We start from the raw sequence: 11,972 nt of genomic DNA, 5'->3' as shown, positions 1-11,972 counted from the left end.
GATCAGCTGATGCCCAACTTCTTCGAGCAGGCTGGCCAGGCGTTCCAGCCCTGCTCGGCCTGGACCTTCTCGGCTACGGCGATCTGCTCTTCCTTGCTCGCCTCAGCCGCCGACCCCTCCCCACCGAAGGCCTTCCAGGTCGACGGGCTGAACTGCAGGCCGCCGGAGTAGCCGTTGCCGGTGTTGATGTTCCAGTCACCACCGCTCTCGCACTGCGCGAGCTTGTCCCAGGTGGCTGTGTCGGTCCCGCCGGTCTCACCGCCCGCGGCCGCGGGAGTCGCCAGGGTGCCCTCGGGGTTGCGGGGCTGCTCACCCTCGCCCCCCTCAGCCGGCTCCGGGTTGGCCTGCTCGTCCGGGGCGGCTGGGCCGCCCGAGGAGGTGTCCTCGGGCGGGGCGCCGGAACCGCCCTGCTCACTACTGGACGGCTCCTCCTCGCCATCCGGGCCACCGCCGTCGCTGGGGCCGTCGTCGGTCGGTTCGCTGTCGCGGCTGATGTCGGAGTCGCTACCGGCGCTGGCGCTCTTGTCGGAGCCGTCCCCCTCATCGGGCGTGCGCGACTCCTCCGAGGCTGAGTCCGGACCGGCGGCCGAGTCACGGTCGGAGGACGTGTTGTCCTCGGACTCGTCGGCGTCGGACCCGCTGTCATCGGGCCCGGTGCTGTCGGTGCTGGAGCTGGTGTCGCCGGTGTCGAGGTCGATCGCGTCGAGCTTCTCGGAGAGCTGCTCGGCCACGGGGTCGACGTCGGCGGCCTCCTTGACCTGCTCGGCGAGCTTCTCGGCACCGGACTCCCAGCCCTCACCCGAGCCACCCGCCCCGGAGTCCGAGTCACGGCTGAAGGATGTGCTGGTGTCGGCCTGGCCCGCCCCGGACCGGGACTCCGGCGCCCCAGATTCGGGCGAGTCACCCGCGTCGGAGGTATCGCTGGCCTCGGAGTCCCGGCTGATCGAGTCCGAGCCGGATGAACCCGATCCCGAGCCGGGCGAGCTGCTGTCGGAACTGCCCGGGCTCGCTGCGCTGGAGTCGGACCGGTCCGCGTCAGCCGAGCTGGACTCGGCGGGGCTCGAGGAACTGTCCGACGAGTCCGCGGGCCCCGGGGCGCCGGCCCCGGCGTCGCCGAGGTTGAGGTCGTCGAGTTTGTCCAGGTCGGCCGGGTCGGCGCCAAGCTTTTCGAGCTGGTCGCGGTCCATCACCTGCAGTACCGAGTCCCGCACGCTGCCCGCTTCGGCGTCCTGGCTGGCGCCCAGGGTCTGCATGAGCTCACCGACCAGGTCCATCGCGGCGCGCGCCTTCTCCATATCCTCCGCCGAGCCAGGACCGCTCGACGAGCTCGAGGAGCTGGAATCGCTGCTCGACGCGTCATCGGCGCCCGACGAGTCCGGGGCCAAGCCACTGCCGGAGTCGCTCCCACCCGAGCCGGAGCCCGAATCCGCGGCGCCCGCATCGGGCTGGGATCCGCCAACGGGCGAGCTGCTGCCCGAATCGCGCGACCCGGACGGGCCCCCCGCATCCGAGGCGTTCTCACCCTCGTCCTCGGAAGGAGAGTCGCTACCCGACTCACGGTCCGGCCCGGACGAAGAGCCGCCGCCGGAGCTGTCCTCGCCGCCGGGGTCGGAGGACTCCTCGCCGCTAGAGCTGGGGGAACCCTCGTCACCGCCGCTAGACGGCTCATCGGCGGGCGAGTCGGAGGATTCACCTCCCGCACCGCTGTCTTCGCCGCCGGGGTCGGAGGACTCCTCGCCGCTGGCGCTGGGGGAGCCCTTGTCACCGCCGGTAGAAGACTCATCGTCGCCGCGGTCGGCGGAATCGCCACCCGCGCCGCTGTCGCCGCTGTCACCCGACTGCTCGGCGCTGCTGGGCTGCGAGTCACCGCCGGACTCGGGGGGATCTTCTGCGGGCGCGGCCGGGGCCGGAGCGGCCGGGGCCGGAGCGGCTGCCGCCGGAGCGGCGGTGGCCTCGGCCTGGTCCATGCAGGTTTGAGGCGGCGGCGGCTCGGCCTGCCGATCCTTGTTCACCGCGGCCGGGCCACCCCCGGAGCCGGAGCTGCTCACCGCCGCCGGTGGTGTGGCGGCGTTCTGGGCGGCCTCGCCCGCGGATTCCACCGCGCCGACCGCGCTGTCCGCGGCGCCGCCGAGGGACTGACCGATCCCTTCCAGGGGCCCACCGTCGGTGTCGGGGGGTGGGGGTTGTTTGGGCAGCAGATCGGCCGGGGTCGGCCCGTATCCGGCCTTGGCCAGCCGGACCGCGACCTCGCGCAGCTGCGGATCACTGGTGCCGTTGAGCTGGTCGGAGACGTCCACCGCCTTCTGCCGCCACCCCGGCTCGTGAGTGGCCGGGGTGAACCCCAACCCGGCGATGTCGCGGGCCAGGCCCTGCGCGCGTGGGTCGGTGCTCACGGCCAGATCGGTCAGCAGGGCGCGGGTCTGGGAGCGGGTCTCGCGGGCGGCGTCGAGCTGGCGCATCGCCTTGCCGGTGTTGCACGACTCGGCCGTCAAGCCCAGCTCGGCCGGCAGCGGGCTGATCGAGAAGGCGGTCAGCCCGAGCATGGCACCGGCGGTGAGCATCGCGACGGTGGAGCGGCGCAGCGCCGGCGCGTGCGTGGGGCGGGGGACATGAGCGGCCCAGGACGGGCGACGTGTTCGCTTACGGGGCATAGCAAGACTCCGACGTGATCGGGGATGCGCACTGGAACCGGGGGGCAGGCGCGGCGCGCCGTGGCATCAGCGGACTGCGGCCATACGCCCGCCCTTGCTGTTCTCTTCCTCGGTCAGCGAGGTACTGGAATCGGCATCGGTGGACCCGGCGCTGGCGTCGGAATCGGTCGACGAACCCTCGCCCTCACCGAGCGACCACTGCTTGACCCAGTCGTAGTGGACCTCGCCTTCGCCCCCGCCACCGCCGTTGTCGGGGAACCAGTCCAGCTGCAGACACAGATGCATCGGACCCGGCGGCAGGATCGAGGTGTCGGTGGTCTTCCACCACTCCTCGCCGTCGAGAAATGCGGTGATCCCGTCCGGGGTCCACTCGACGGCGTAGTTGTGCCACTCGGTGGCATCAACCTCCACCTCGCCGTGCACCTGGGAGTTGTCCTCGCCGTAGTGCAGGAACAACTCGACTTTCTGCCGGCTCGAATCCATGATCTCGGCGAAGTCAACTTCGCCGCCGACCGGGAAGTTCTCCGCGGTCGGCCACAGCAGCGCCAGCGCGTTGTAGGCCTCATCGCCCTGCGGCGCCTTCATCCGCACCTCCCACCGGCCGTACTGCTGGGAGTCGCCCCAGGCCATCCCACCGGTGGTGCCATCGGCAGTGCCGTTGATCGTGAGGATGCCGTCGGACACCGTGGCCGCATCGGGGGAGCGGACACCGTTGCCGGCGTGGCCCGGCCCGTCATAGAGGTTCCAGCCCTCGAGCCCGGCGCTCTCGAAGTCGTCGACGACATCGGGATCACCCCAGTCGAACGCGTCACCCGCCGACGCCCCCTGATCCCCCGAACCAGAACCAGAACCAGAACCCGAACCGTCACCAGAACCACTGCCCGAACCCGGGTTCTGGTCGTCGCCGGTCCCACCAGAGCCGGTCTCATGGCAGGACTCCGGGACGAAGTCCGGTTCGTCGGCCCCGACCTCGATCAGGGCCTCGCGCAGCTCTTGCGCGCGCTCAGAGTTGTCACCGTCAAGCTCGGCGAGAACGTGGGTGGCGGTGATCCGCCACCCACACTCGACGTCCTCGTCGGCGGGCGCGGCCGGCGACAACGCGGACCCGGCCAGCGACGCCGACAACGTCAGCGCGGTCCCGAACCGCGCCCAGAGCTGGGAGGGCATTACCAGGCCACGCCGGGACGGCGTTCCCCTGCAGGGCGCCCGAGCGAGGTCGGGCAGCCGTAGAAGCCCTCGGCCACGGTGGCGGCGATCTCGCGCGCGGCGGCGCGGGTGGCCGGCTTGAGCGCGTCGAGGTCGATCTGCCCACCGGCCTGCAGATGCGGGTCCGGGGGCAGCGTGAGGACCGCGCGGCAGCGCTGCTGGAAGTGATCCAGAATCGGCTGCTTGTCGATGAAGGTGCTGTCCCGATCCTGAGACAGCACGACGACGGCCTTCTTCGCCAGGTCCGACCACTGGCGCGAGGCCAGCCAGTTCAGCGTCTTCGCCGCCCGTGACGCTGCGTCCTGGGTCAGCGACCCCACGATGACCAGCGAGTCACACCGGGCCAACCCGCCCTGCATCGCCGAATGCGTAATGCCAGTACCGCTGTCAGTCACCAGAACTTGGCAGAATCGGGACAATACGGACACAATGGCTTCGTAATCCTTCTGCGAGAACGCCTCACTCGACTCGGGTTCCTGCTCGGAGGTCACCACCTGCAGGCGATTGACCAGGTGCACGTAGCGGGACAGGTCGCTGAAGCTACGGATCTGGTCGAGGTTGTTCAGCAGCTTGCGCACGGTTAGCTGTGCGGCTTCGGTCTCACCGACCAGGCGGTCGCCCAGCGTTCCGGCGTCGGGGTTGGCGTCCACGGCCACGACCCGCTCGCCACGCCCTTCGGCCAGGAACAACGCCAGCAGCGCCGACACCGTGGTCTTGCCGACACCGCCCTTCAACGAGCTGACCATCACCGAATGCGAGCCGTCCATCGGCGTGCGGATCTTGCGCTGTTGCCCGATCAGCAGCTCTTCGGTCCGTGACAGCCCGGGATTGAGGCCGGTGGCCCGGTACAGCGCGGCACGCCAGCCCTGCTTCGGGGCCGTGGCCCGCGACCGGACGGCGTTGACGAACGGTTCGGGATGCCCGCCCGGAAAGGGCCCAGCCGCGCCGTAGTGCTCGGCCGGCCGCTCCGGCGCCGGGGCAGGCGGCGGAGTCGGTGCCGGCCTGGGCGGTGCGGATGCGCTCGGCGCGGAGACGCGGGCCGGTTCGGGCGTGTCCTCGCGGAACGATGCCTCGCCGCGGGCGGCGGTGACCGGGCTCGGCTCGGGGACCGGTCGAGTCTCGGTGGGGGCGGTCTCCTGCCGCTCGGCGCCGTCGGGGCCAGTGCCCGATGACGGTGGGGGAGTGGACATCCACGCGAGGCTGGCGCTGTCCGGGGTCCAGGGGGTGTGGTTGTTTGACTCGGACCGAGTGTGGTTCGTCGACGTCATGAGCGGCTACCTCGCGGGGGTCAGGCGGACGGGTCGGGGACCAGGTGGGGGTCGACGACCAGGCGGCCGTCGTCGGGGGCGCGGGTGATCGGCACGGTCATCCGGACCCAGCTCGCGCCGCTGGCGACCCAGCGCGGGTCGGCGGTCGGGGGAGCGCTCGACGGGCCCAGCAGCCCCGGCGGCTCGGCCGTCTCGACCGGATCCGGGACGGACTGGCTAGACGATGGGCAGGCGCGCGCGTACGGCGTGATCCGCACAATGACCTCGACGAAGACCACGACATCCGAACGCCGGTAGATCCGGTTCGGCTGCGGTGAATCGGCGCGCTGCCTGCCCTCGCCCGACCACCCCCAGGTACATGCCTGGGGGTCGGCGAGCAGCGGCCGCAACACCTCCGCACGACGAGTGGGCTGATCCTCATCGTAGGACTGGAAATCCGCCGCGAACCGGCCGGCGAATGCGGTCGCCTCCAGATCCGAGATCGGCTCCAACGACCGCACCGACCGGGAAAACGAGTCCTCGCCCGCCACATACCTGGTCACTGAGGCCCGGCCCGGCCCGGGCCGACGAGTCGGCCCGACCGGACGCCGACCGTTGAGAGGAGACTGCTCCGGCAACTCCACATGCAGCGGGACCTGCGCGGCCGCCAGCTCGGGCTCCCGGTCAAGAGCCCGCATCGCCTGCGGAGCCGCGTTCGTGTCGAGGCCGTACCCCGGTCCATCCGGCGCCATCTCTGCCAGCCCGGTGACCGGCGTGGTCGCCGAGCCGTGGTCGTGCGTGTCGGCCCGGAGGTCCGGGGTGGTGTGGGTGTAGAGCTCCTGCTCGCCGCCGCCGCCGCCGGCGGCGTCGTCAGCGGCGGCATCGGCGTGCGGGGCTGGCTCCAGTGCAGCGGTCGAGCCGTGCGTCGGCTCTGGCCGGCGAGGCGACTGTGGACGACGAGACGGGGAAAGCGCCTGCCGTGAGGCCTCAGGTACATCAGGGGCATGAGAGCCCTCCCCGCCGGCGGGCCCCGTGCCGAGGCCCGGCGCCGTGCGCCACTGCGGCCCCGACCGGGTCTTCGCCTTGGGCATCGCTACCGCCCCGCCTCTCGGTTGAGGTAGGTGTGCGCGGCCCCTGCCAACCGCTCCGAGTGATACACGCCACGCCTTGGCACCACTGGAGCTCCCTTCCACGACCGCACCCACTCCGGAACCCACCGATCGGCGGGGCTGTCCCGAAGGCGGCACACAGTCGCCCGGAGCACACCCCGTGATGGGCGGTTCGAGAGGAGACCTGCCCCAGCCGGGGGAAGTTCCCGACCACAGGAACTTTTTTTGGAGCGAACCGTGTGACCGCAGGGTCGATCATCACCGCGAGACTGCGACGGCCCGGATGGGTGGCGCGGCGGGACGAGATCGAGAGCTGTCGGTGGCGGGCGGTAGCGTCGTTCTCCTGCCTGCCGCTCGGAACGGATCGACCCGTCACCGACGGCACAGACATGGCTCGCGCCGACGAGAAGGGCACTCTGTGGATTGGCTGGATGAGAGCCGCTTCGCCGACATCCACACGTTTGTCTATTCCGGGATGCGCTTCGATCCGGAGACCGGCGTCGCGGACTTCGACTTCGTGCACGAGGGCAGCACCCAGCGACTGTCCTTCACCGAAACCATAGAGTTCCCGCTGCCGGCCGGCGGCCCGGATCCAGCGGTCCTCGAGCCCTTCACACGGGTACTCGAACTGCTCTACATCGCCGTCGGAACGGTGTACTACAAGACGGTGGCGCCGGAAACAGTGGCGGCGGACTCCATGCCGCTGTCGCCAGCCGCCGCCCAGTGGGCCGAGCAGCTTTACCACCACGGATTGGCTGAGTTCGCCTACCGCTGGACGCTGGAGCACGTACTGGACGTGCCGGTTCGCACCCAGCGCAAGGCGCCAGCCCGCCAGCACCACGACCAGGCCGCGGCCGGGCGCGTTCCGGTTGTCGCGATGGGGGGCGGACGGGATTCCATCGTCGCGCTGGAGACCCTCACCGCCAGCGGTGTGGAACCCGCAACGTTCACTGTGACGCGGAGACCGACAGCGACGATCGCTGAGCTCATGGCCCAGGGGCCGGGCCCCGCACTATCGATAGTCCGTCGGCCGGACCCGCGGATGACTCGCATGCTGGCCGAGAACGTATTGCGCATCGGGCACGTCCCGGTCACCGCGATCAACTCAATGGCCGGGGTCGCCCTGTCGGTGTTGCACGGGCTCGGCCCCGTGGTGATGGCCAACGAGCGCTCCGCCGATGAGGGCAACATGACCTGGCGGGGACGGCAGATCAATCACCAGTGGTCGAAGACCCGGGACGCCGAACAGCTGTTTGTCGAGGCCGTGCGCGAGCACGCGGGCATCAGCACTGCGTGCTTCTCCCTGCTGGGCGGCCTATCCGAACTGGCGATCTCCCGGCTGTTCGCTTCGACAACCACCTACGATGCACTGCTGACCAGCTGCAACGTTGCAGCTCGCCGAGTTCGGGAGGAACCGGCACGGCGGTGGTGCCATGACTGTGCCAAGTGCAGGTTCGTGTTCCTGGGCTTGGCACCGTTCATGGACACGGCTCGACTGGTGGGGATCGTCGGTCACAACCTCCTCGACGACCCCGCTCAGCTTCCCGGCTACCGAGAGCTGGTCGGGCTGGCGGGGCACAAGCCGTTCGAGTGTGTCGGCGAGGTCACCGAGGCGCGAGTCGCGGTCGCCATGCTGGCCGAGGATTCCCGGTGGCGAGACGCGGCCGTGGTCGCCGACCTGGCGGCCCGGCTACCGCCGGTACCGGAGTCAGCGACAGCCCAGGTGTGGCGGGCCGATCAGGCGCACGCCGCACCTCGGGCTTATCGCCACGCGTTGGAGCGGTGGTCAGCCTCGGCGAAGGCGACACAAGGCGGGTCGTAGGACCGGTCCGGGGACACGTAGGCGTCCCATGCCTCGGGCGTCAGCGTGTCGGGCGTGGCCGCGCACACCCGCCCGATCGCGCGGTCGACGTCGAGGTGCCACAACCGCACGGTCCTGTCGCGGCCCCCACTCGCGAGAACGCCGCCAGTGCCGAAACTGGTGGCGTAGATGTTGTCGGTATGCCCGGTGATCGGCTCGCCGATAGAGCGCCCACCGGCCGGGTTGGTCATGTCCCACAGCGCCACGGTCATGTCACTGCTGCCCGTCGCCAAGGTGGTGCCGTCCGGGCTCCAGGAGACACCCCCGACCGACTCGGTCTGTTTGAGCAGCGGCCGTTCTTCGCGTGGCCGCGTCGGATCGCTGAGATCCCAGACATGGGTGGTGTGGTTGGCTCCGACACTGGCCAACCGTGTCCCGTCCGGGCTGAACGCCACCTGGTAGATGTCGTCAGTGTGCCCAGGGAGCGGCCCACCAATCGGGCGGGGCCGCGTCGGGTCGGCGACGTCCCAGAGTCGGACCACATGATCGTTGCCGGCGGTGGCCAGGACCCGTCCGTCCGGGCTGAAGTCGACCGCGGACACCAACTCGCCCGGAGTGGAGGGAAGCGGGACGGGCAGCGCCGTCGGGCGGGCCGAGTCGGCGAGACTGAACAGGCGAGTCACGCCCTCGTCGGTGCCCACTGCCAGCGTCTGCCGGTCGGGACTGATGGCCACGCCAGCGCCCACACCGGACAGGGACACGTCGGCACCGACCTGGCGAGGGTGGTGGGGGTCGCGGATGTTCCACATCCGGACGATGTGACCGCTCACCGCGGCGAGCACGCTGTCGTCGGTGGCAATCGCCAACGAGTCCACGGACCCGCCGCCCGGCAGCGGCAGCGGTGCAGCTGTGCGCACCGGAGCTGCGGTGTCGGTGGTGTCCCACAAGTGCACTGAGTTGTCATCGCCGCCGCCGCCGACGGCCAGGGTGTCCCCGTCGTGGCTGAGGGCCAGTGAGGTCACGTTCCCGGCCACACCGGACAAGCGGGTTGCGGGCAACGACCACGCCCGCACCGAGTCGTCGGCGCTGCCGGTGATCAAAGTGTGCCCGTCGGGGCCGAACGCCAAGGTTCCGACGCCGCGGGTATGGCCGGACAAGGGCCGACCGATCGGGGTCGGCCGGCTCGGGTCGCTGATGTTCCACAGCGTGGCGGTATTGTCCGCGGCGCCGACGGCGACCGTCTGCTCGTCCGGGCTGATCGCTACCGAGAGGATCGACGGCGAAGAATCCAGGCCGCTGCGTGTCTGGCCGATCATTCGTGCACGGCCCGGATCTGCGAGGTCCCACAGCCGGAGCACGCTATTGCCGCCCCCGGTGACCAGGATCCTGCGGCTCGGGCTGAACGCGACCGCGTGGGCGATACCTGTTCCGCTGGGCAGCGGCGCCAGCTCGGCCGGGCTGGTCGGGTCGGCGATGTCCCAGAGACGGGTGGAGCCATCGTCGCCGGCCACCGCCAGCGTGCGGTTATCCGGGCTGATGGCAGCGTTGCTGCCGTAAACATCGGTGGTCGTACCGGGCAGGCGCAAACCCAGATCGACCGGCCGCGCCGGGTCGGCGATGTTCCACAGCCGGGTGGTGCCGTCGGTGACCACAATGGTCAGCAGCCGTCCATCCGGGCTGGTGGCCAGCCCACCGATACGCTGCCCAGCCTCGACCGGCAGCTGCGGAGTCAGCGGTACGGGGTGGCGCACATCGCGGACGTTCCAGATGCGAAACGTGCTCTGGCCAGGCCCTTCTCCACCCGCGCCCGTGATCATGAGATGGCGGGCGGGGTCGATGACCATGCTGGTCACCGGTCCCGGCGCGGTCAGTGTGGCTGGAGGCGGCCCGTCGGGGCTGGCAGACCACAGCCGGATGGTGCCGTCCTCGGCCGCGCTGATGATCGTCGAGTCGATCTGACCCACGGCCCGCACGTTGTCGGTGTGGCCGTGCAGCGGCCGCGCCAGCGCCGTGTTCTCGGTACTCAGCAGCGCTGTGTAGAGCTCGGGGCTGGGCTGCATCCGGTAGGCGGTGAGCCAGAGCTGGGCAGCCAGCGACGAGTCGGTGGGCGTGAGCTGCTTGGCGTGGGCGATGACCTCCGACAAGATCGCGCGTTGTGAGGCTTGGCGCTCGCCCACCCACGCGATGACCGCGACGGTGCCCGCGGCCACGATCAACACCGCGGCCACGATCGCCGACGCCCACTGCCGGCGGCGACGGATGGAGGCCAGGTGTTCCTGCCTGTCGCCCGCAGCGAGGAACTCGCGCGATACGTCGTCGATGTGGGTGGCGCCGCCGGCTGTGACCCGGTGTGCGTCGGCGAGCACCGTGCCCCGCAGAAGCTGGTCGGGCGACCGTCCGGCCTCGTCCCACTGCCGCGCGCGCAGGGCGATGTTCTGGCGCTGCACATGGTCCGCGCGTTCGCTGTCGATCGTGTCGCGCAGCCGTTGCCAGGCCCGGATCAGGGCCTCGTGGGTGATCTGGACGGTGTCCTCGCCGATGGTGATCAGACGCGCATCGGCCAGGATTTCCAGCGCCCGCCCGGTGCGGCCGTCCCCGGGGTCGGGCAACTCGGCCCGGTCCAGGTGGCGGCGAGTGTCGTGGCCGGGATGGTCCCCGACCCGCACCAGTTGCACGAGCAACGACAACGCGGTGTCCTCGAGCCCAGCTCGCTGGAGCTCGTCCCAGGCCTGGTCGGCGGTATGGGTGACGGCTCCGTCGATCCCCCCGACCCGCTCGTAGGCCCGGACAGTCATCGGCCCGGACTGGTTCATCAGACGCAGCACGTGGGAGATCAGGGGCAGTTTGCCCTCGATCATCCCGCCGCCACTGACCCCCGCATCGGCGAGCAGCCGGTCGACGAGACCGGGGCCAACAGTGATCCCTGCGCGGCGGGCCGGCTCCTTAACCGCTTCGGTCAACGCCTCGCCGGTGAGCGGGTCCAAGTTGAAGGGGGCATCGAGCGCTGGCTTCAGCGACGGTATCCGGCGGAGCTCCGGATAGAACTCGTTGCGGCACGCGATGACGACGACCGCGGCTGCGGTGTCCGCGGCCGCGGCCCGTGGTGTGGCCGCGTCGACGAGGGCGGTCACGAACCGGTGCCGGACCGCCTGGTCAACCTGGAAGATCTCCTCGAACTGGTCGACCACCAGAATCATCTGTCTGCCGGGGGGCAGCCGCAGGGCGGCATCCTCCGGATCCGCCGTCGCTCCGCCGCTGGCGTCGAGGGCCTCTGCGAGAGTAAGCAGCGGGTTCGGTCCGGGAGTGAGGACTGCCGCTGGCCAGTCGGTGACCGTGGTGTCCGTGCCCAGCCCGTGCCGCTCGAGGGCGGGAAGCAACCCCGCCGCGAGCAGGCTGCTCTTCCCGATCCCGGATTGCCCCAGGACGATCAGGACGCCACCGGTCGGTGACTGGTGCAGGCTGCCGAGCCGGGCACGCATTGCCTCGATGTCACGGTCGCGACCGAAGAACCGCTCGGCATCTGCTCGGCCGAACGGCTCCAAGCCTTGATAGATGATCGTGGGGGCGTGACCGGCGTCGGTGTTCCCGCGGCCGGACTCGCGCAGCGCGCGTTCATAAGCGTCGTGCCACCACGCCGCCCGCAGCAGCGTCTGCTGGGCCTGGCGCGGCGGGTTCCTACTGTGCTCCCGGACTCCGAGCACCATCAGTTCCAGTGGGCGGAAGCTGGTGGGCAAGGTGGCGCCGCTCAGCCAGCGACCGATGGTCGGGCGCGACGGCGCCTCGTCGTCGCCGATCTGCGCCGCCCACTCAGCCAATGCGCGCGCCGACGCGGGTCGCGATCCCGGCACCCGGCGCAGCGCGGCCAGGTACCCCACGAACCACTCCGGTGCAGCCATCTACGCCCCCACGAGATTCTCACTGAGCAACGACTTCGCCCCTACTGACCTGGGCAGAGTGC

The 11,972-nt window shown here is 70.7% G+C and carries 6 protein-coding genes; 1 reads left to right on the top strand and 5 read right to left on the bottom strand.

The window, feature by feature from the left end; genetic code table 11:
- Positions 1–2: 2 nt before the first annotated feature.
- The 4 genes from JOF36_RS41240 to JOF36_RS35985 form a co-directional block, all read right to left on the bottom strand.
- Positions 3–2,651 carry a transglycosylase family protein gene (locus tag JOF36_RS41240; protein ID WP_307862799.1) on the bottom strand — a complete coding sequence of 883 codons (2,649 nt, stop codon included), beginning with the start codon at positions 2,649–2,651 and terminating at the stop codon, positions 3–5.
- 66 nt (positions 2,652–2,717) lie between these two features.
- Positions 2,718–3,818: a glycoside hydrolase family 16 protein gene (locus JOF36_RS35995; protein ID WP_210036726.1), complete on the bottom strand. Its 1,101-nt coding sequence runs from the start codon at positions 3,816–3,818 to the stop codon at positions 2,718–2,720.
- A complete protein-coding gene (locus JOF36_RS35990; RefSeq protein WP_245353203.1) occupies positions 3,818–5,125 on the bottom strand; it encodes a MinD/ParA family ATP-binding protein in 1,308 nt (435 codons plus the stop codon). Before JOF36_RS35990 ends, JOF36_RS35995 begins: the two co-directional genes overlap by 1 nt.
- A gap of 20 nt (positions 5,126–5,145) precedes the next feature.
- Positions 5,146–5,616 carry a hypothetical protein gene (locus JOF36_RS35985; protein ID WP_210036725.1) on the bottom strand — a complete coding sequence of 157 codons (471 nt, stop codon included), beginning with the start codon at positions 5,614–5,616 and terminating at the stop codon, positions 5,146–5,148.
- 1,015 nt (positions 5,617–6,631) lie between these two features.
- Here JOF36_RS35985 and JOF36_RS35980 point away from each other — a divergent pair.
- Positions 6,632–8,035 carry a MurL-like N-terminal domain-containing gene (locus JOF36_RS35980; RefSeq protein ID WP_210036724.1) on the top strand — a complete coding sequence of 468 codons (1,404 nt, stop codon included), beginning with the start codon at positions 6,632–6,634 and terminating at the stop codon, positions 8,033–8,035.
- Here the strand turns inward: JOF36_RS35980 and JOF36_RS35975 are convergent.
- Entirely contained in the window at positions 7,975–11,910 is a 3,936-nt protein-coding gene (locus JOF36_RS35975) for a WD40 repeat domain-containing protein (protein WP_210036723.1), read from the bottom strand. The two genes, JOF36_RS35980 and JOF36_RS35975, sit on opposite strands and share 61 nt — an antisense overlap.
- Positions 11,911–11,972: the final 62 nt, after the last annotated feature.

Origin of the sequence: Pseudonocardia parietis, assembly GCF_017876315.1 — a bacterium.
Taxonomy (GTDB): Bacteria; Actinomycetota; Actinomycetes; order Mycobacteriales; family Pseudonocardiaceae; genus Pseudonocardia; species Pseudonocardia parietis.
This window is presented reverse-complemented; position numbering and strand designations above follow the sequence as displayed.

What these genes read in the sequence shown, in the direction of transcription:
- JOF36_RS35995 (WP_210036726.1), bottom strand. Translation starts at nt 3,818, where the DNA reads ATGCCCTCCCAGCTCTGGGCGCGGTTCGGGACCGCGCTGACGTTGTCG.
- JOF36_RS35990 (WP_245353203.1), bottom strand. Translation starts at nt 5,125, where the DNA reads ATGACGTCGACGAACCACACTCGGTCCGAGTCAAACAACCACACCCCC.
- JOF36_RS35975 (WP_210036723.1), bottom strand. Translation starts at nt 11,910, where the DNA reads ATGGCTGCACCGGAGTGGTTCGTGGGGTACCTGGCCGCGCTGCGCCGG.
- JOF36_RS41240 (WP_307862799.1), bottom strand. Translation starts at nt 2,651, where the DNA reads ATGCCCCGTAAGCGAACACGTCGCCCGTCCTGGGCCGCTCATGTCCCC.